A 21,356-nucleotide genomic window follows, 5' to 3' on the forward strand; every position below is an offset into this window, starting at 1 on the left:
GAGCGGGATATGTTCCGGCAAGCCGGAACATAGAGCGCGAATTGCGCAAGCGCAATTCGAATTCCGGCGCAAGCGCCGGAATGGAATTCCGTAAACGGAATTCCGACGGGGTGTCAATTCGCGCAAGCGCGAATTGAGGGCACCCGCGCAAGCGCGGTCGCCACGGCTGGCAGCAAGGGGAGATGCATCACGCTCGGGCCTGTGTAGCCACTGGGAATCCCAGCCACCACCCCCGCAACGGAAGTGACGGACCATCGGCACGACGGGTGCCAGCCCCACCGCAGTGACGGGTTCCGCTTACGCTCCACCCTGACACCCCCTCAACTCCCGAAGCCTGCATGGCCAAGCCCAACAACACCCCGCCAGGATACAGGACAACCGGTCTCTACGGGGTGAGATTCGGCCATGCATCACCCTGGGGGTGGAAGTTGACGCAAGGAGGATGCATCACGGTGATGCACTGTGTAGAGTCTGGGTACAGACACCACACCCCCCGAGCCGCACCCGCCGGGCCGGGATTTCCTTTCTGATTACGCGAACCATTCCGCGAAAAGGAGAACACGGGGCATGGCCGTGAAACTGCGTGACCATCAGATCGAGGCCGTTGCCGCTATTGTGCGCGGCCTCGATATCCCGCCGGGCGGTATTCCTTTCAATGGCCTGCGCGGGCAGGTGCACGCCGCGTGCGGCACAGGGAAGACGATTATTGCGGCGGCGTCGGCTAAGCGGATTGTGCCCAAGGGGCGCATTCTCGTTCTGGTGCCGACGCTGGATCTCCTGGCGCAGACGGTGAAGGCGTGGCACGAGGCCGGGCTCAAGGGGCCGGCGGTTGCCGTGTGCTCGCTCCAGGACGACCCGGAGCTGTGGAGCCTGAAGGTGCGCTCCACCACGAACCCCGTGCAGCTGGCGCTGTGGCACGGCCAGGGGCCCGTCACCATCTACGCGACCTACGCCAGTCTGGGCGTGCTCGCGGAGGCCTTCGAGGGCGTCTACGGCCAGAAGTTGGACCCCGTGGACCTCGCCGTAGTTGATGAGGCCCACAGGACAAGTGGCTCGATGGGTAAGGCATGGGCGGACATCCACGACCAGACCGTCATCCCGGCGCACCGCCGTCTGTACCTGACGGCGACGCCGCGGATCTGGCAGGAGCGGCCCAACTGGGAGGTCGCCGAAGGGGTGCGGGATCCGCTGCCGGAGGAGATGGCGGCCTCCATGGATGACGAGGCCGTGTTCGGCCCCGTCCTCTACAAGCTCAGCCTCGCGTCGGCCGTGTCCCGCGGCTTGCTGGCGCGGTACCAGATCATCGTGCTGGAGCTCCAGGACCCGGTCGTCACCCCGGAGAAGCTGATGGGTGAGGAGCGGCGCAGCGAGGAAGTGCGGGGGCAGCGGCTGGGAGCCTTGCAGGCCGCGCTGCTGCACACGATGGCGCAGCACAGCCTTCAGACCTGCATCACCTTCCACCATCGGACGATGGAGGCACAGGCGTATGCGGAGGGCCTGGAGCGTGTGGCGGCGAAGCTGCACGCCGATCAGCCGGAGAAGTACCCGGCGAAGATCTGGGCGGACTGGCTGTGCGGGGAGCACGTCCCGGAGCGCCGGCGCGGCGTGTTGGGTGAGTTCGGCTCCACCGCCTGGCGCGCGGTGCTGTCGAATTGTCGTGTCCTGGGTGAGGGTGTCGATATCAGGGCCGTGGACAGTGTGGCCCTGTTGGACCCGAAGGGGGCGCCTCACGACATCGTGCAGGCCATCGGACGTGCTTTGCGGCAGAAGCCGGGGCAGGGGAAATTGGCTTCTTTGATCGTGCCGGTTTTTCTCCAGCCGGGAGAGAAGCCGGAAGACATGTTCACCTCGGCATCGTATCGGCCTTTGGTGAAGGTACTCGAAGGTCTTCGGGCTCATGATGAAGAGGCCGTCGAATTGCTAGCGATTCCGCAGGAGCCGCAGAAGGATGTGGCGCAGCCGTCCGTGAACATCGGCTCTGCGCCCGAGGAAGGCGAGGAAGAATCTCGTCTGTTGCTCCGTTTCGCGGCTCCGCGTGACCCGGTGATGGTCGCGGACTGGGTCAGCTTCAATGTGATCGACACGGAGAAGCAAGACTGGGCGAGGGGCTGGGCGGCGCTGAAGAAGTTCACGGAGCGTGAGCAGCATGCCAGAGTCCCATATGGTCATAAAGAGGGCGCATACCCTCTTGGGTCATGGGTGGCGGAACAGCGACGGGCCTACGGCGCGGGGCAGATGAGCGGCCTGCGCGCCCGGCGGCTGGAGAAGCTGGGCATGGTCTGGTCCCTGGCCGATGAGCGGTTCCAGGAGAACCTGGAGGCCGCGAAGGCGTACTACGACCAGCACTGGACTCTCTGCGCTCCGAGGTCCGCAGTGGCCCTGTCCAGACCGGTAGGACAGTGGTTGAGCAATTTGCGCCGCGCGGGTGCGTTGGACGGCCACCCCGCGTGGGCGACAGCGCTCAAGGAGGTCGACGAGGACTGGAACCCGCCGTGGCCGGCCGACTGGCAGCGGCACTACGCCGCACTGCGCGAGCTGGTGGCCGAGGAAGAGGGCCAGGCGGAAGTCCTGCCTGGCGTCACGGTCCACGGCATGGACATCGGCAAGTGGCTGGCCCGGCAGCGGACGCCGAAGGTCTGGCAGGCCCTGACCGACGGACAGCGCGAACGCCTGGAGCAACTCGGCATCACACCGCTCGCCCCGGCGCCGGAGGAGCCCACAAGGGCTTCCACGACGTTCGAGCGGGGCCTGGCGGCCCTCGCGCAATACAGAGCCCGCACAGGCTCTGTGAAGGTCCCCAGGACCCATGTAGAGCGACTGGAGGACGGGGCCGAGGTCCGGCTTGGAGTGTGGATCATGAACCAGAAAAGCCGCCGCGCGAAGCTCACCACCGACAAGCTCTCTGCACTCGCCGCGCAAGGGCTGGAATGGGCCCTTGAAGGCTAAGGAACGGGATAAGTTTGTGGTTAAGCAATGCCTGCCTGGAGTGAGGGTACAGGGTCATGGCCTCTGAGGAAGAGCTGTTCGCTTCCGTCGACGCACTGCTGAACGAGGAGCCGCAACTGCCGCCTCCGGCGGAGCGCGCCCGGCTGCGTGAAGCCGCCGGCATCACGCAGGCCCGCCTGGCCACCGCGCTGAAGACGACAACCCAGTCGGTGAAAAACTGGGAGAACGGCCGCAGCGAGCCGAAGTCGCCGCGCCTGGACGCATACCAGCGGCTGCTGAACGGGTGGGCGGCGAAGTACCCTGCCCCCGGCGCGGCTCCGGCAGCCTCGGTTGCCGCGACGGCGCCCGCGGCGTCTGCCGAGCCGGCCGCGGCCAGGGTGGAGACGCCAGACGCCCCGCAGGCTCCCGCCGTTCCGGCTGCGGTGCTGGCGCGCCCCGCCGGCACCTCTCGGCTCGCTTCGGCATCGCGGCGTCCGGCCGCGAAGAAGACGGCGCAGCCCGCAGCCGATCCCCGGTTTCCGCACGGTCCGCTCGCGGTGCTGGACGGTGACGGCTGCGCGTACGGCGTGGACGGGATCGTGCTGGACTGCCCGGCGACCACGGTGGTGGAGCTGGTGGAGTGGACGCTGCGCGAGTCCGGCCTCGGAGCGCCGCGCCTGAACCGCTACGGCAAGGACAGCGACCCGCTGATCGTCCTTACCGCCGCGGCTGTCGTGAAGCTCGGACTGCCGGAGCGCCTGGAGGGCCATGAGCAGCGCCGGTCCCTGCGTCTCCCTGAGGATCATGCGGTGGTTAAGCAGGTGGTGAAGGCAAAGTGGCGGCTCACCCAGCGCGGGTTCGGGCCCTGGGCAAGGATCTACCGCAAGGCCCAAGGCCGCGAGCGGCAGTGCGTGCAGCTCGCGATCCTGTCCTGGGACGCCCTCGACGAGCGGTCCTGGCCCGGCGTGAGCCAGATGGAGCCGGCCGACATCGCCCGCGTCCTCGGCGTCTACGCCACCCGCGTCATCACCCCGCGCGGATCCACCGCCGTCTCCGGGCTGGAGCTGATGACCGCGCTGCGCCCGCCCACCCGCGCGATGCGCGACGAAGCGACCGGGAACTGGGTGCCCGGCCACAACCCGGGCTCGCTGGGCACAGAGCCGATGGACCCGGCTCCGCCGGAGGCCACCGCTGAGCACCCCGTCGTCGTAAACAGCGGCTGGACCGGTGGCTTCCTGAACGAGGAGGCGTACCAGTGGGTGCGGCCGGTGGACCTGCTCACCGATGAGGAGTGCACCCTGCCGTACGCGGTCGGACTGGACCTCAACACCGCCTTCCTCGCCGCCGCGGCCCGCCTGGTCGTCGGCCTGTCCGCCCCCGACCACTTCCACGCCCCGGCCTTCAACCCAAAGATCCCCGGGAGCTGGCTGGTCGACCTCTCGCACATCGAGGTGGACCCGCGCCTGCCCTCACCGTTCACACCGGACGGCACCCGGCCCACGGGCCCGGCCTGGTACCAGACACACACCGTCGCCTACGCCCAGGAACTCGGCTACAACGTCCAGCCTATGGAGGCGTACCTGCGCCGCGAGACCGGCGCGTACCTGGACCCGTGGCACGACCGCCTCAAGACCGCCTACGTCGACACCCTCGCCGACCTCGGCGTCACCAAGGACCTGACCGACGCGGAGTTCCTGGCGGCGATGGAGCGGCACAAGGACGTCGACCCGGCCCTGGCGGCGGTACTGGCTGCCATCAAGGCCACCATCAAGGGCGGCATCGGCAAACTCCGCGAACGCCCGCAGGGCAAGCGCTACAAGGAGGGCGAGCGGTGGCCGGCCCTGCAGCGCCCCACCTGGCGCCCCGACATCCGCGCCGCCGTCATCTCCAAGGCCCGGGTCAACATGCACCGCAAGATGCGCAACATGGCCACGATGACGGGTCTGTACCCGCTCGCCGTGCTGTCCGACTGCGTCGTCTACCCCTCACCGGGCGACAGCCCGCTCGACTTCCTGCCCTACGCCGCCTCCGGCAAGCCCCAGCCCGGTGCCTTCCGCCTCGGGCCCACACCTGGCCTGGCGAAGCTGGAGGGCGTTCAGTCGATGCTGTGGGCGGTCGACCTCATGGAACAGGGCCTCAACCCGGCCCGTCACATCAAGGGCGGCGACGCTGTCCTGGACGAAGGCGAGTAGGCGCTGTGGGAGAGATCGACGACGCCATCGAACGCGCCGACCGGGAAGCCTTCACCCGCCAGCCACCCAAGACCCTCCAGGCCCGCATCAACTTCCTGATCAAGCAACTCAAGACCACCAAAGCCGTCGCGGCGGAGATCGGGGTCAGCCAGCGGTCGGTGGAGCGCTACCGCAAGGGCGAACGTAAGCACCCGCCGAAGGGCATCGCCGCGAGGATCGACGATGCCGTGCGGCGGCGCTGGCAGCCCCAGGTCCGCAAACGCCGGCGCAAGCAGGCCGCCACGACCGGGATCACGGTCGAGACCCGCGCCCGGTTCGGCTACACCGCGCCGATCGGCACGACAGACGACGGACGCTTCCGCCGCCTCACCGTCCGCCTCCCCGCGCACTACGCGCAACGTCTGTTCGACGCCCGCGACGCCGGAGCCAGCGACCAGCAGATGCGCCAGATCATCGCCGAAGGCTTCAAGGACATCTACTTCCAGGACGGCGGAAACCGCGCCATGGGACTCTCCGACGTCACCCTCAACGACATCGACTACCTCGACCTCGACTACTGACCTGGCCCCGGCTCGCAGGCCCGGCCCCGGCTCGGGTGAGCCGAAGCACGATAGCTGTCACACGCGACGGGATGGGTGGGGAAGCGGTTGCTGGCTTCGGGTGCCTTTCGGGTGGCTCCCCTGCAGGGTGAGATGACGCTGTCGTTCCTGGGGCGGATCGCGGACAGGTACGGCCTGACGGTGCGGAGTCTGCTGTCGTCGGTCACCGAAGTGGCCGGCCAGCAGAGCGTCGTCGGGGCTCTGCAGGGCGACAGTGAGGTGTTCTTGAACGCCGCGGCCCGGGACCGGGTCGCGGCGCTGTGCCGTGTGCCGCAGGTGGACATACGCCGTGCGCTGCCGGCCTGGACGCGGGAGGAGCCGCTGGGCCCCTCGACGGAGAGGCCAGCGGCGCGGCTCCACAACGGGGTGGAGACGGTTGCTGCCTGGGGTCCGGCGTGCCCGGGCTGTGTGGCTGCGCGGACCGGTCGCGTTGCACCAGCCCGCGTGTACCTGGCGGCGCACCAGCGAGTCTGCCCTCGCCACCGGTGCTGGCTGATGGGCGTGCCTGGCAGCGGGGGCCGTGTTGTGGGGCTGGCCGGGTGCCCGGAGGTGGTCCAGGCGCAGGCCGATCACCGCAGGCTGCTGCGCCGCTCCCCCGTCGCTGCTTCGGCGTTCGAGGTTGCTGAGGCGGTCACCGCCTCGTGGTGGGCGCAGAAGTGGCCCGAGGAGCGCCTGTGGGCGATGCGGCTGGAGGCGGCCATGCCCGAGGGCGAGGATCCGCTGCGGTGGCGGATCCTGGCGCGGGATCTGGTCACCTACCCCGAGACCGTCGCCCTCGCCACGCTTCTGGCCAGCCGGGCCTGGCGGCTCCGTGTCGCTGCTGACGGTGGTGGTCACCTCCCTTACCGGGTGGCTGATGTGCCCTGCGTGCCCAGCGAGCTGGGCCATCGCCTGCGACGATCGTGGCTCACCGAGCGTCTGGCCGCCTGCACCCACGGACCGCTGTTTTCCTGGACGTACCAGTGCATCCGTACCAAGGGCGGCCGTGGAGACGCCGAACAGCGGCTGTGGCAGGTCCCCTTGGCGCTCCGGCCCCGGCCTCTCGCCGACGTTCTCGCGGGCTACCAGCGTCGGCAGACCGCGGGCACAGAGGGTCTGCTGGCTCAGAAACGGCTGCGGGGCCACAGCGTGCACGCCGACGGGGCCTTCGCCGTCGGCCTGGCCCACGCGCGTACCTACGCCGCCCAGCACGGCCACCTCGCCACCCGACGCGACACGCGAGTCGGTTCCTTCTCCCTGGGGAAATGGGTGCACAACCAGCAGTCCCACGCCTTGGCCCTGCCTGAAGAAAAGGCCGCTGCCCTGAAGGAGGTGGATCCGTGGTGGAACATCCCCTGGTCGGTGAAGTGGCAGCGCTCCTACTACCGCGCCCGCGACCACGTCAGACGCCACGGCCCCCTCAACGCCGCCGACGGCTTCCCCGACACCCACGTGCTGACCGGGGAGTGGCTGTACCTGCAGTGCACCGACTACAACTCACTCCACCCCGAACAGCGCCGTCTGCTGGCCGACATCGGCATCACGGCCCAGGCCGCCGGCAGCGCACGCCCGCGCCGAACGAGCCGGACCGCGGGCATCGATACGGCTGTTGCCTGTGCGCGCGCCTTCGTCGCCGAACACGGATGCCTGGCCCTGGCCACCAAGAACGTCTCGTACCAGGGGTTTTTGCTCGGGAAGTGGCTCGCTGCCCAGCGTTGCCTCACCCGCCGCCAGGACGAACCAGCGCACCTTCAGGTGCTCGACGCAATCGACGTGTGGTGGAACCCGCCGTGGCCCTTGGCGTGGCAGCGAACCTGGCACCGGATCCGCACTCATGCCCAAGACCGGCACCAAGGGGCTGCAGAAGAGGGCTGGCCGGACGGCAGTGACGGCTGGGCCACGTGGCTGTCCGTACAGTGCACCGGCTACAAGCAGTTGCATCCCCCGCAGCAGCATCTGCTGGCGGAGATCGGCATCACCGCCGAGACCGCCGCCACTCGCCCCCACGAGATCATCGCCCGGCTCTGCGGTACGGGCCCCGGGCTGGCCCACGCACGCACGTACGCCGCCGCACACGGCCACCTCGCCACGCCTCAGAAGGCTTGCCTTGAGGGGTTTGCGCTGGGCCGGTGGCTGAGCGAACAGCGCCGCCAGGCGCGGGAGCACCGTCGCAGTACAGGCGGGACATGGCCGGTCAGCACGCTCCTCGCAGCGCTCGACCCCTGGTGGAGCCCGACCTGGTCCTTGGAGTGGCAACGCAATTGGAGCCGCGTACGCGAGCGGTCAGATTCCGCGTCCGCAGCCGACAGCAGTGGTGGTACCGGCATTCCGGGCCTTGAGAAGGAGTTGGCCGGCTGGCTGAGGCGTCAGTGCACCGACTACGGCACACTCCACCCCGAACAGCGCCGCCTGCTGACCAAGATCGGCATCACCGCCGAAACAGGCCGAGCCGCCCAACCACCAGCTCCCCGCACCGAGCCCGATCTTCTGGACAACGCACTCGCACAAGCCCGCGCCTACGCCGCCGAACACGGCCATATCGCCGCGCCCGCCAGCACCGTCCTCGACGGGTTCCCGCTGGGGAAGTGGCTGGCCTGGCAACGACGACGCGCCCGCCAGGGCCGCCTCTCCCCCACCCGGGCCGAAGCCCTGACCATGATCGATCCGTGGTGGAACCCGCCCTGGCCCCTGCAATGGCAGCAGGCCTACCACCGACTCCGCACGGCAGCTACAGGTGCCGACGGCCTACCGACCACGAACCTCCCCCGAGGCCTTTGCCACTGGGCCCGTGTCCAGCAGGAGTCCTGGGAGCATCTCCACCCCGGCCAGCAGGACCTCCTGACCACCCTCGGCATCACACCCCACGCTGCCGTAGGCGAACGACCCGCCCCGGCCACACGCTCCTACCCCGCCAGCCCCGGACTCGACCACGCACACGTCTACGCCGCCCAGCACGGCCACCTCACCCCGGACAAGCACACCCGACAAGCCGGCTTCCCCCTCGGCCAATGGCTGGGCCAGCAACGCCGCAAAGCCCGCGCCGGCACCCTCTCCGCCACCACCGTAGCCGCTCTCACCAGCCTGGACCCGCGGTGGAACCCGCCCTGGCCCTACACCTGGCACCGCACCTGGCAGCAATACCGCGCCACAATCAGGGGGAACGAGCCCCTCCCCGACACACTCCTACGGTGGGCCAACGCCCAACGTAGTCAATGGAGCACTCTCCACCCCGGCCAACAACAACTGCTCACTGACACCGGCGTCACTGGATGAGATCGGGTGTCCAACAAGCCGGTCAGCGACCATGTGTGACGATCCATCAACTCATGACGTGAGCTGCATCACACATTTTTGAGCACGGCGTGCCCATGCCCTGGCCGCAGGGGTGGGCCGGTAGGTTGCCCACCAATTCTTGGTGGGCAACCTACCGGCCCACCCCTCGCGTTAAGGGCATGACCTGCAGGAATGCAAGTTGCCCGCCTCCACGAGTTCCCACCAGTCTTGACGGCGTGCCGCGGCGCCCGGCACGCCTCAACATCACGTCAAGCTGGAGGGGAAAACCCCTGTGCTCAACACCATCGGCAGCCTCCTGCCCACGCTCCTCGGATGCCTCGGACTCATCGCGCTCGCCTCGAACGCAACCGCTCCCTGCGGCACCCGCGCCAAGAAAGCCGCCACCACGGTCACCGACCACCTGCGCGCTATCACCAACCACGCTCGCGCCATCGTCGCGGCCATCACCAATCGCAGCGGCCTGAACGGCGACCAGGACTGAGCAACCACACCCGAGCACCAGTTCCATCCTCAGGCAGTCACACCATCGCCGTTCCCGGAAAGGCCGCCTGAGGATGGACTGCTCCACGCCCCCAGAGGCTTCTGGGCGCGACGTTTCGCCTCGATTCCCGGGCCGCACCGCTGCCAAAGGCATCAGACCAGCCCTCCCATCACGGCCGGAGACGCTCCCGTCGGCCGGGATGGGATCTTCGGTCGCTCTCCTACGTTGACGCGCCCTCTGCAACGTTGGGATCCCAGCTCTCCCATGCCTCATCAGACGCTAGAGTTTTCCCACCTCGTCCCGAAGTGGTGTGTTTCAACGGCGCGTTGACGGCTGCTGGCCACCCGCGTGTCCGTGCCGTACAGCAAGGGAGCATTGTGCGACTCGTCGAACTCAGCGTCACCAACTTCCGCTCGCTGGGCGACGTCCAGGGCATCCCGATCCACAAACAGACCATCCTGACGGGGCACAACGACTGCGGGAAGACAGCGACTCTGGACGCCATCGCTTTCCTGCTCGGCGAGCGCCCTCTCGCGGACAGTGACATCTCTCAGTTTGCCGAGAGTGAACCCGCGCGCGCTGCCCTGCCATCGGACGAGGACGCCGCGGAGCCGATCGCGGTGACGGTGGAAGGGCGGTTCGACCTGTCCGACGCCGAGAAGAAGGCCTTGGGTCTCACCTCTTCCATCCAGGTGCGCCGTCGGCACGTGGAAGGCGAAGGCGTCTCGCTTGAGTGGCTGACGCAGGTGCCGCAGAACCCCGCGCTACGGAACATCTCCTCCCTGAAGGCGCCCGAGCTCCGCAGCCTCGCCTCCGATGTAGGCGTCAAGTTGCGTGAGGGCCAGCCGAACGTCAAAGCGAGCTGGACCGAGGTTCTCGAGGAGCATGCGGCCTCAGCCCCGACGGTTGCCGGTTGGGCGCAGGCGCCCGAGCACGTCGTCAGCGCCCTGCCTCAGCTCCTCTATTTCCGGGGCGATGCTGCGGAGACTCCCGACACCGTGGTCCGCAGCATCCTGACGGCGAAGTTGCGCGAGTACACCCTGCGCGAGGAGACCCGGCAGAAGATCACCGATCTGGAGACCGATTTTTCCGGCCTGCTCAAGGACGATGCCGCCCGCCTGCAGAAATTGGTCGAGGATCGATGCGGCTTCGACTCCTTCTCGCTGGAGCCGACCGTGCAGTTCCGGCCGACTGTCAGTGGCGTCTCAATGACCGCTGCGGCACCGGGTCAGCGGGCCGTGTCACTGGCTGCGGCCGGGGCCGGCCGGTCCCGCCGGATTTCGCTGGCGCTCTGGGAGGCCAGCCAGCAGCTTCTGTCGGAAGCAGCGGAGGACGGCGTCACAGGCGGTGTGATCATCGCTTATGACGAGCCCGACACGCACCTCGACTATGAGCACCAGCGTCGCATCATGGACATGATCAAGGTGTCGGCGTCCGCCGCTCAATCCACCGTGATCGTTGCCACCCATTCCCTGAACCTGATCGACGGTGTCGACATCCAGGACATCGTGCATCTCAATAGCAGGGACGGACGAGCCTACGTACAGTCGCTCGGCGCAGAGGACACCGACGAGGACACCCGGCGCTTTCTGTCGAACATGGCGGTTTCCCTGGGCTTCCGCAACAGTGTCCTCCTACACGAACGGTGTTTCGTCGGTGTCGAGGGCCCCACCGAGTACGCGGCTCTGCCGGCACTGTTCAAGCTGGCGTTCGGCTACCCGATCCAGTCCGCGGGCATCGCACTGTGGGACTGCGGGGGCAACGACGGCGCCCTCAACTTCGCCAAATTCCTCAAGAAGCACAAGCGCACCGTCGTGTTCCTGGTCGACGGCGACTCTATCCGCGACAAGGAAAAGGAGTTCAGCCTCAATCGTTTGGAGAAGTACGGTTTCGCCGAGAAAGACTGCCTCTTCCTCGGAGACCCGAACGAACTGGAGGACGTCTTCAGCGACGATCAGTGGGCCGACACCATGAACGCCGAATGGCCTCGCAAGGACGAGCAGCAGTGGACACCCAAGGATGTCGCAGACCTGCGCAGCAGCGGCAAGTTCAGCAAGTCGCTTCACAGCCTGCTGTACCAGCACTCCGAGCAGGCTCCGCGTAAGAAGGAGAGCATGGTCGTCGAGTTGACTCGCCGGCTGCGCAAGCCCTCCGACGTCCCGCCCGCGCTAGTGAAGTCGTTCGAGGATGCAATCAAGGTAGCCCGTGAAGCCGGACTGGCCTACTGGCCCGAGGAAAGCTGAGTCAGGCGCAGTGCACGGCGGGCTCGCATCCGGCTCAGACGCTGCTCTCGGGTGGGCTCCTCCCATGAGTGCACACCCACAGACGACGCCCAGCGCCGACCATGCCGGCTCTTCTCCTCACCGCACCACCGGCATCCAGACGGCGCAGGGGGGCCTGAATGGCGAACACGGACAGCCATAGCATGCACCTCAGTACTCTCCGCTCGTTGTGCCGGTGACCTACTCAAAGAGTCCCACGCAGCACTGACAATCGGCAGAGCGGGAGCAGAACCCCAGCAAGCTGGTACCGCCCGGAAACAACCAGGCCCCCGCGCGACGCCTCCAGACCGTATGCCGCAGACCGAACACCGCTCCCCTGCGAGATCAGTAGTCGATGTCGGTGAACTCGACCTCAAGCTGTTCAGCACCGTTCCCGTGGTCCTTGAAGGACACCTCCTGGATACCCTCAGCAATGACCTCATATGTGATCTGAGCAGCGTTGCCCCCGCTGGGCGTCGAATGGGCGCCGGGCGTACTCGGCCGACAGGCGGACGGTGATGCGGCGCAGACGTCCGTCGTCGGTGGTGCCGACGGACGTGATGCAGCCGAAGCGAGCGCGGGCCTCCCCGGTGCTCCCGTTACGGGTCACAGCCTGCTTGCGGCGCCGGTCGCGGACGCGGTGCTGCCAACGGAGCTCGAACCGCCACGTCGACACGGCCAGCGATGGCCCTGGACGGCTGTTTGCGCTCACCGGTGCGGTAGCGCTCCACAGACCGCTGAGTGATCCCGAGTTTCTGGGCCACGGCCTCGGTCGTCTTCAGCGGCTTCAGCAGGAAGTCCGATCCGCCCTATTGAGGGTCTTGGGCGGCTCGTGGGTGAAGACACGGCCGCCGGCCGATCAACGCAGGGCGGTGAGGTGGCCTCGCCTTGTGTCTGACGGTCAGCTTCCCGGAGGAGCTTCGGTGCCGTTGCCTGCCCTCACCGGGTTCTGCCATTGCCCACAGCGCTGCCGGCGGCCCCGCGCATGTCCTATACGTCGTCGAAGCTGGGCTGACTCCATGGCTGGTCGGGGGGTGGGCCTTGGGCGCCGAGGAGCTGGGTGATCTTCTCGGCTTCGTCGCTTGAGAGATCAGAGAGCAAGCGTGTCGTTGTGCCGAGGAGGGCGTCCAGCGGTACCTGGGTACGTGCGCCGCGAGCGCTGGCGATGCCGGTGCCGAACAGGCACTGGAGAGTCTCGCCGGAAGGGATGCGGGCATCGGCTTCGATGACTCCCTCGGCCTGTCCCAGCGCGTCGCTGATGCCGTCGAGTTGGGCGTCGTGGGAGATGTCGTCTCCGGGGCCGCCGTATCCGACGTGGCGGTCCGTGACGACCATGCGAAGAGAGGTCAACGGGATACCGAAGCGGTCGGCCCTGTTCCTCACCTCGTCGAGGCGGGGCAGATCGTGCTCCTGTCCCTGCGGGAGCTGGCGCCGGGACTGGGCAACGAGCACATGGAAACGCGGGGTCTGCAGGATCAGCTGGCCGGCCTTCACTGCCCAGCGCCACGGGCTGATGTCCGCGTCAGCCATGCCAGGCACGATCATGCAGACGCGGCTGGTCCAGAGCTGGATCGCCTCACGCATCAGGTGCTGAAGGTTGCCGGTGCCGGCGGCCGGGGTGCGCAGCAGGATAGGGAGGCTGATCATGCGGACGACCCGGTTCCAGAATGCGGAGTCGGTGATGTCCTCGGATTCCAGCAGGTACATCAGGGCCGTCTCGTCGAGATGGCCGACGCCTCGCTGGGGCGCTGGGAAGCTGGCGAGCGTGGATCCGCCGCCCTGCCAGAGCGCGGCGAGGAAGGTTGACATCCGGTCGGCGACGTCGGTGGTCATCCGTGCGGTGAGGGCGTTGACGGCGTCGCGGGTGGGAACGCGTTCTCCCGCACGGGCGGCCTCGGCTCCCTGAACGACCGTGTTCAGGAACTTCTCGGTCGCCGCTTTGTCGAGGGTGCCGCGGCCGCCTTCGAGAACGGAGCGGGACACCAGACGGGGGATGCCGGGAGAGTCGTCGGCTGGTTGGAGTGCGCCGAGTGCGGAAGCGTCGAGGAGCAGCGCGGTGCTGCTGCCGGGCAGCGAAGGAAAATCTCCTTGCTGCCGTTCGGTGGGCAGTTGACCGAGCGCCAGGAGCACCGGCCGATCGGCACGGGGAAGGCGCTGCAGGTCGTCCTCGAGCTCGCGCTGGTCGGATGTGGTGCGCAGGTAGATGAACCGGCGCGGTGTGCGGGGTCTGCCGGGCCATTCGAGGACCATGTCGGGGACATGGGTGTGGTTGAAGAACTCGGTCTTGGTGATGGTGGCACCGGGGTCCATGCGGCGCAGGTGGCGGGCGACGATGTCTTTGACCCGGGTGAACATCATCCGGTCGTCGGGCTCGTCCATGGCCTGGGAGATCGACTGTTCGACGAGGTTCACCACGAGCCCTCTCTGCGGGTGAGTTCGGCGGCGACGATGGCTGCCCAGTCCTTGAGCGGCAGGAGGGTTTCCTGCTTGTCCGAGAGCACGATCAGCCACAGGCGTGCGGCGACCGACTGGGCGAGTTCAACGTCCAGGAGTTTTCGGGCTTCCTCGGTGTCGCTGGTGCCGAAAACGCGGCTGCTGTGCTGAAGGACCGCGGTCTCCACCTGGCTGGGTGAGTTGAGGGTGGACCAGGAGTTCGCGCGGAAGGGTGCCCAGGTGATCCACATGAAGTGGTCGCTGAGGTGGTGCTGGGCCTGGGCTGCGACGTAGCACTTGGCGAGGAACTCGTCGAACTGGGTTCCCTGATCGCTGGGTTGTGCGTAGTTCTTGACCTCCGCGCAGAACATGTCGTTCTGGTAAGGGTCACCGCGCATGGCGCCACCCAGATCGAAGGAGAACGTCCGGCCTCCGTACGGCCAGGACAGTGTCAGCCGGCGGCCGCAGGACTCCGAGTCCGTGTTCGCGTACGCGCCGAAGATACGCATCGTGCCCTCGAGCCACTGCTTGGCTCTGCGGGCCCCCGAGAAGCCCTTCACCTGAGCATCTTCGCCAACCACCACGTGCGTAGCTTAGTGCGATCAGATCATCACGGTGCGCTTGAACGGGCCAATCCGCCGCCACACCGACGCCTGCAGTCCCTGAGGGAGACTCATGGCCCGGAGGAAGTAGACCGACCGAGGACCGGCCGGCTGCTGCGAAATCCCCCGCCCGGAGCGGTGAACACGAGACCGTGGTGGAGTGACTCATCTTCCCGGCCTATTGCGGACAGCTCCCCTGCAGGGGGAGACGACCTCGTCGCTGATCTGCCGCATCGCCAGCCGATATGGGATGGAAGCGAAGGTGCTGCGGGCCTGCTGGAAGTGGCGCAACTACCCGCCTGGGCACGAGGGCGGAGGCGCACGGGCCGACGCCGAGGTGCTGCTGAACGCAGCCGGACGCCAGCTCCTGGCGGGCATGTGCGGCGGGGAGGAGGACGTGCTGGCAAGGGCGTTGCCGTCCTGGGAGGAAGGGGACACCAAGCTACGCGCCCAGGATGGCGATCCGGTGGGGCTGTGGCGGATCGGTGGCGCGGTGGTCGGTCCGGTGGCGTTCGGCTGCCGACTGTGCACGGCCCGGCGCACGGGGACTGCTCTCCGGGCGGTGCGGTACGCGCCGCGGTGGGAGCGGGTGTGCGTGCGGCACGGACGGTGGCTGCTGGACGCGGACGCCAACCAGCCGCTGGAGCACCTCGACCTGCGCGACCTGCCGGAGGTGGTGGCGGCGCAGCGGCGGTGGCCCTCGGTGGCGCGGCGGGCGGTGCGGGCCGGTGCGGAGCCGGAGAGGGTGTTCGCTCTGGGTTATGCGGTAGTGGCCCGGTGGTGGGAGCAGGCCCTGCACTGGGAGCGCGAGGCGGTCTGGCCGCGGCGGCTGCACCAGATCGCGGGCGGCAACGCCGGGACGGAGCTGGAGCGGTGGCGAATCGTGGGCCGGGACTCGGTCGTCTTCCCCGAGGTGGTGGCCGTCGCCGACGCGCTGCTGGACCCGGCCCTGGCCGAGCTGGCGTGGCAGGACAGCGGGGCCGGGCAGCCGCGGCCGCTGCCCGCCGACGGGGCGTTCTGCCGCCGGCTGGGCGAGCGGGTCGGGCGGGGGTGGCTGGGGCCGCTGGCCGCCACCGACTACGGCGGCCCGCTGACCTCGTGGATGGGCGCCGTCATCCGCATCCGCCGCGGCGCCGGGGGCCCGCCTGGGTACGGCAACGATCCGTGGTGGCTGAGGCAGGAGCACCAGCCCGCGTCCATGGCCGCCCAGCTGCGTGTCCTGTCCAAGGAACGCAGCGCGCCCGGCTCGGGCACCACGTGGCGCTCTGCGGTGCCGGCCGAGCAGCGGGCACGGATCACCAGCCTGGTCAACGACGCCGAAGAGCAGCTGACCCAGCTGCGCGGTGCCCAGTACGGCAAGACCGCCGACGCCGCTCAGCAGTTGCTGGGCAACCTCGGCCATGCCGCCACGCTGATCGAGCAGGCCGTACGGGAGACCGCTGCGGCAGCCCTCGGGGCCGGGATGGCTCTGGAGGATCTGGCGCACTGGGCCCGCCTGCCGACCGATGTCCTGGCCGAGGCTCTCCCGGACCACCGCAAAAGGCAGCCGGAAAAGAGCGGTGAGCGGGTGTCAGGAGGCAGGCAGGGTGTGCACGGACCGTGATCCGCAGGGCATACCTCATCGCCCAGCACTCGTGATCAAAATCTGTGAAGCCGCCCGCCAGCGAGGCGGGACGGGCTTGACTGGGGCGCGTGGGCAGCAAGGACGCAGCGGCCGCATCAGGCGGCCGCTCACAGCACATGCAGACGGACACCGGATCCGAGTGGGAGGCGGTCTTTGTCGACCCCGTCGGGCAGGTGGTGCAGCAGCGGTGGGCGGACGCGGTTCTCGCGGTGGCCTTCGAGGATCTGGAGCCGGTTTCGGCGTTCCCGGTGGTGCCAGGGCGGCGGTGGGGGCCCGGACAGTGGTGGTCGGCCACGACCGGCCGGCATGTGGCCTGCGGGTCGGCCGCGATGCGGGCGCAGCTGATGGTGCTGGACCGCGATCCTGAGGTGGTCGGCCTGGCAGGGCGGCCGGTCCGTCTGCTGTGGCGGGACGCGCGCGGCCAGGTGCGCTCGTGGGTGCCGCAGCTCTTCGCCCGCCACCGCGACGGCACCGCAGTGCTGGCCGACTGCCCCAGCCATCCGGAGGCCGGCGGAGAGCGGGCGCAGCGGGCTGCGAGGGTCCTGGAGGAGGCGTGCGTGCAGGCTGGCTGGAGCTACCGGCGCCTTGAGCCGCTGGAAAAGACCCTGGCTGCGAACCTGAAATGGCTGGCTGGCTACCGCCACCCCCGCAACGCCGGCCGTCCCCCTCTCGCGGCCGCCGTCCGTGAGGCGTTCACACAGCCGCGGCCGCTGATCGAGGGCACCGAAGCGGCGGGCGACCCGATCGAAGTCCTGCCCGCCGTCTTCCACGCCCTGTGGCACGGACACCTCACCACGCCCCTGGACATACCGCTGCACGAGCGGGTCCTCGTCAGCACCGGCGCCGGCGCTGCGAACGGCCGCAGCGGCCCGGGCAGCGGGAACGGGCGGTGAGCGGGCGGCGTGGCGGGCGGCCGGTGCTGCAGGTCGGAGCACACGTCCGCTTCCGTGACAGCACCTGGCAGGTCATCGCTGTGGCGGGGCAGCAGGTCCACCTCGCCGGTGAGACAGGAGGAGACGAGACGGTCGTGGCCTGGCATCTGTTCGCCGACCCGTCCTTCACCATCGTGGGCGCCGAGACGCCCCAGGCCGTGACGCAGTGGGGTCTGGTCGAAACCGCGCCCGAGGGCGCGCGACGCAAGGCGCTGGCCTGGCAGCGGCACATCCGCGAGGTGGAGTCCGGCCTGCCCGGCGGGCCGGACAGCGGCGGGGTGCCCCGGCCCGAGTACGACCCCGACCGGTTCACGCTCGCGCAGCGCGAGGAGGCCAAGGCCGCGGAGCTGACCGCGATCGGCTTCGGACCTGTCTCCCGGACCACGGTGCAGCGCATGCGCCTGGCCTACCGCAAACAGGGCTTGTGGGGGCTGGTCGACCACCGCACCACCCGCCGCCCCAGCCCGACCGGGCGCACCGACGAACGCGTCATCGCCGCCATCGAGGAAGCGCTGCGCCGCCAGCGAGGCCGCTCCAAAGGCACCGTCAAGGGCCTGATGCCCCTGGTCACGCAGATCCTTACCGACCGGTACGGCCGCGGCACGGTGACCATGCCCTCCCAGGCCACCTTCTACCGGCTCGTCCACCAACTCGCCGGTCCCGCCGAACACCCCCACCGCCCCGCCCGCACTCTGCCCTCCCCGGCCGGCAGGCGGGCGTTCACTCCGACCGTGGCGCTGCGGCCGGGCGAGCAGGTGCAGGTCGACACCACGCGGCTGGACGTCCTGGCCGTCTTCGACGACGGCACCACCGGCCGGCCCGAACTCACCATCGCCGTCGACGTGGCAACCCGCGCCATCCTCGCCGCCGTCCTGCGCCCCGCCGGCACCAAGGCCGTCGACGCCGCCCTGCTGCTCGCCGAGATGGCCGTCCCGCACCCCGCCCGCCCCACCTGGCCCGACGCGCTGCGCCTCGCCCACACCCAACTCCCTCAGCTACAGCGGATGATGGGTCTGGACGAACGCCTTCAGGGCGCAGCCGCCCGGCCGGTCGTGGTGCCCGAGACGATCGTCGTCGACCGGGGCAAGATCTACCTGTCCACGGCGTTCAGCGCCGCCTGCGAGAGTCTCGGCATCAGCGTCCAGCCCACCCCGCCCCACGCCCCCGCCGCCAAAGGCATCGTCGAGCGCACCTTCGGCACCATCAACGCCCTGCTGTGCCAGCACCTGCCCGGCTACACCGGCTCCGACGTCACCCGCCGCGGACCCGACGCCGAAACCGAGGCCTGCTTCAGCGTCGCCCAGCTGCAGGGCCTGCTCGACGAATGGTTGATCCACTACCACCACCGCCCCCACGAAGGCCTGCGCCACCCCACCCTGCCCAAGAAGGCCCTCACCCCGAACCAGATGTGGGCCGCCCTCATCGCCGTCGCCGGCCACGTGCCCCTCCCCCTCAGCGGCAGCGACTACCTCGAACTGCTACCGGTGCGCTGGCAGGCCATCACCGAACGCGGCATCCGCATCGACCACCGCACCTACGACGCGGACGTCCTCGCCCCCTACCGCGGCCAGCCCTCCCCCGTCACCGCGCGCGGCGGCAAATGGGAAGTCCACACCAACCCCCACGACGCCCGCCAGGTCTGGATCCGCCTGCCCGACGGACACCTGTCAGAGATCCCGTGGATCCACCGCGACCACATCCACGAGCCGTTCAACAGCGCCACCTGGCAGCACATCAAAACCATCACCACCCGCCACGGCGACCGCGACACCCACGAAGCCGACCTCGCCGACGCCCTCGACCAGCTCATGCGCCGCGCCCAGACCAGCACCGCCACCGCAGGCGAGCAACGCCTGATCACCCGCACCGCACCGCTGAAAACGCCCCCGCCGACGGCCGATCACCGCACGCCCCACACCCCGGGCCCTCAGGCCGACGGATGGGACGACGACAGTCTCGACGACCTCGACGACCTGCCTGACGACCCAGAGCAGGCTGACGGCGAGGAGGAAACCGTCGACAACGGCGACGCGCCCGTCCCGTACACCGGACTCGGCCTCTACGACCCCGCTCAGGAAGCCCTCAACTGGTGACCAGCCCCGCACGCAACCACCACGCCACCACCGACACCGAGCCCCTGCTGCCCGGCACGCACGCGGCAGAGCCGGAGTGGCCGATCACCACCTGGCAGGGCTGGCAGCACTTCGCCACCACCCCACCCCTCACCCCGCCCCAGCCCGGCGACGCACCCCGAAGCACGGAAGAACGCCTCGCCTACCACTCCGCGTTCGTCACCGTCCGCACCCCCGCCATCGACACCCTCGCCACCCAGGTCCGCACCCTCATGCTCCTCGGCCGCCACCAGCAGAACACCGCCCGGCCCTCACTGATCGTCACCGGCCCCGCCGCAGCCGGGAAAACCACCGCCCTCCTCGAAGTCGGACGCACCTGCCACCTCGCCCACACCCGCAAACACCCCGCCCCGCCCGGACGCGCCCACGAGCAGGTGCCGGTCGCGTACCTGCTGGTGCCGCCCGGCGCTACCGCGAAAACCCTCGCCATCGAATTCGCCCGCTACCTCGGCATCCCCGTCACCAACCGCATGACCCAGGCCCAGATCACCAGCGCCGTCTGCCACACCTACACCCAAGCCGGCGTCCGCCTGGTCCTCATCGACGAGATCCACCGCCTCAACCCGCGCACCACCACCGGCGCCGAAGCCGCCGACCTGCTGAAAGACCTCACCGAACGCATCAAAGCGACCTTCGTCTACAGCGGCATCGACGTCGCCGCCACACCCCTGTTCAGCGGCATACGCGGCGCCCAACTCGCCGGCCGCGCCAGCCTCATCACCTGCGGCCCTCTCCCCGCCCGCCACGGCATCCGCCGGCCCTTCACCGACCTCATCACCGACATGGAAACCGCCCTCGACCTGGCCCAGCACACACCCGGCTCACTCCCCCGCCACGCCACCTACCTCCACCAGCGCACTGCCGGCCGCATCGGAAGCCTCGCCCGCCTCATCCGCCAGGCAGCCATCACCGCCATCTGCGACGGCACCGAACGCATCACCAAAAAATCACTCGAAGCCATCCGGCTCGACCACCTCGCCGAAGAAGCAAGCCGCCCCCGAACCCGCCAACCGGCCAGAACGGCATGATGCGGACGTGAAGAAGAGTGCTGATACGCCCAATGACGAGGACTTCGCAGCCCTCTACGACCGGGCCTGGTACACCCTGATCCCCGCCCGCGCCGACTACCTGGCCGACGTCTCACCCCACTACGACGAGGTCCTCCACGACGTCGCGCAGCGCACCGAGCACACCGGCAGCCTCGGCAAGACGGACATCGCAGCCCTCGTCGTCTGGAAACGGCTCTCCGCACAAACCCGCTGGGTGACAGAACTGATGTCTCTGCCCGACACCCACGTACGAGCCGTCACCGAGCGAGCCGTCACCGCCGTCCGCGACACCAGCCTCGCCCGCTGTGAAGCCGCCCGCACCGGGCGCGGCATCATCGCCGAACTGCCCGGCTTCCGCACCGGCGACGCCCTCGCCTCAGCCGTCCTGACCGCGGCAGCACCCCAGCGGATGGCCGTCTACGACCGCCGCGTCCAACACGCCCTCGACACCCTCGGCCTCACTCTCACCCCCACACCGGGACGCTACGGCCGCTACCTCCAGCTCCTCGACGACCTCCTCCACCACGGCGGAGCACACGCCAACGGCTGGACCGCACGCGACATCGACACCGCCCTCTACTGGATGGGCGCCAACCCCCACACGCCAGCAACCCCCGACCCGGACCACACGACAAGCCGCTGAGCAGCACAAACCCGCACCAGCCCTTTAGACGCCGGACACCATCACCAACACCACACCACCGTTATCAACGAACCCCCAACAACCGCAGACCAGAAGCCTGGCCAGCACCGCCGAAGCACCCCAGGAAGCGCCTGCCCCCTTCTCAGAAAACCTCCAACACCCCAGCTCACACTCCACCCACCACACCAACTACGAACCCCGGAATCACAC

Annotated in this window: 13 protein-coding genes; 11 read left to right on the forward strand and 2 right to left on the reverse strand. The window is 68.9% G+C overall.

Annotated elements, in window-relative coordinates:
• Positions 1-567: 567 nt before the first annotated feature.
• The 6 genes from OO68_RS40560 (at position 568) to OO68_RS40585 (ending at position 11,713) form a co-directional block, all read left to right on the forward strand.
• Positions 568-2,946, forward strand: a complete 2,379-nt coding sequence (locus tag OO68_RS40560; RefSeq protein ID WP_033314515.1) for a DEAD/DEAH box helicase — start codon at positions 568-570, stop codon at positions 2,944-2,946.
• Between the two features lie 56 nt (positions 2,947-3,002).
• Positions 3,003-5,117, forward strand: coding sequence for a telomere-associated protein Tap (gene tap / locus OO68_RS40565; protein ID WP_033314516.1), 2,115 nt, complete (start codon positions 3,003-3,005; stop codon positions 5,115-5,117).
• 5 nt (positions 5,118-5,122) lie between these two features.
• Complete coding sequence (tpg, locus tag OO68_RS40570; RefSeq protein ID WP_033314517.1) at positions 5,123-5,677, forward strand: telomere-protecting terminal protein Tpg; 555 nt, start codon at positions 5,123-5,125, stop codon at positions 5,675-5,677.
• A gap of 111 nt (positions 5,678-5,788) precedes the next feature.
• Positions 5,789-8,968, forward strand: coding sequence for a Helicase associated domain protein (locus OO68_RS40575; protein ID WP_051815011.1), 3,180 nt, complete (start codon positions 5,789-5,791; stop codon positions 8,966-8,968).
• A 292-nt stretch (positions 8,969-9,260) separates the two neighbouring features.
• Positions 9,261-9,470 carry a hypothetical protein gene (locus OO68_RS40580; protein WP_033314519.1) on the forward strand — a complete coding sequence of 70 codons (210 nt, stop codon included), beginning with the start codon at positions 9,261-9,263 and terminating at the stop codon, positions 9,468-9,470.
• Positions 9,471-9,847: 377 nt separating this feature from the next.
• Positions 9,848-11,713, forward strand: coding sequence for an ATP-dependent nuclease (locus OO68_RS40585; RefSeq protein WP_033314520.1), 1,866 nt, complete (start codon positions 9,848-9,850; stop codon positions 11,711-11,713).
• Between the two features lie 1,008 nt (positions 11,714-12,721).
• On the opposite strand, the gene OO68_RS40595 is transcribed toward OO68_RS40585, so the two are convergent.
• Together OO68_RS40595 and OO68_RS40600 are read right to left on the reverse strand one after the other, a co-directional pair.
• On the reverse strand, positions 12,722-14,146 hold the full coding sequence (locus OO68_RS40595; RefSeq protein ID WP_033314521.1) for a hypothetical protein: 1,425 nt from the start codon (positions 14,144-14,146) through the stop codon (positions 12,722-12,724).
• A complete protein-coding gene (locus OO68_RS40600) occupies positions 14,140-14,748 on the reverse strand; it encodes a hypothetical protein (RefSeq protein WP_143657753.1) in 609 nt (202 codons plus the stop codon). The genes OO68_RS40595 and OO68_RS40600 overlap by 7 nt, the downstream gene beginning before the upstream one ends.
• A gap of 268 nt (positions 14,749-15,016) precedes the next feature.
• Between OO68_RS40600 and OO68_RS40605 the strand changes: the two genes are divergently transcribed.
• The 5 genes from OO68_RS40605 (at position 15,017) to OO68_RS40625 (ending at position 21,146) form a co-directional block, all read left to right on the forward strand.
• A complete protein-coding gene (locus tag OO68_RS40605; protein ID WP_329503703.1) occupies positions 15,017-16,369 on the forward strand; it encodes a DNA-binding protein in 1,353 nt (450 codons plus the stop codon).
• Positions 16,370-16,458: 89 nt separating this feature from the next.
• A complete protein-coding gene (locus OO68_RS40610; protein ID WP_403547837.1) occupies positions 16,459-17,283 on the forward strand; it encodes a TnsA-like heteromeric transposase endonuclease subunit in 825 nt (274 codons plus the stop codon).
• Complete coding sequence (locus OO68_RS40615) at positions 17,280-19,415, forward strand: TnsB C-terminal domain-containing protein (RefSeq protein ID WP_033314524.1); 2,136 nt, start codon at positions 17,280-17,282, stop codon at positions 19,413-19,415. Before OO68_RS40610 ends, OO68_RS40615 begins: the two co-directional genes overlap by 4 nt.
• Before the next feature lie 83 nt (positions 19,416-19,498).
• Positions 19,499-20,482: a TniB family NTP-binding protein gene (locus OO68_RS40620; RefSeq protein WP_033314526.1), complete on the forward strand. Its 984-nt coding sequence runs from the start codon at positions 19,499-19,501 to the stop codon at positions 20,480-20,482.
• 7 nt (positions 20,483-20,489) lie between these two features.
• Positions 20,490-21,146, forward strand: coding sequence for a hypothetical protein (locus tag OO68_RS40625; protein ID WP_051815012.1), 657 nt, complete (start codon positions 20,490-20,492; stop codon positions 21,144-21,146).
• Positions 21,147-21,356: the final 210 nt, after the last annotated feature.

Origin of the sequence: Streptomyces iakyrus (genome assembly GCF_000717055.1) — a bacterium.
GTDB classification, from domain to species: domain Bacteria; phylum Actinomycetota; class Actinomycetes; order Streptomycetales; family Streptomycetaceae; genus Streptomyces; species Streptomyces iakyrus.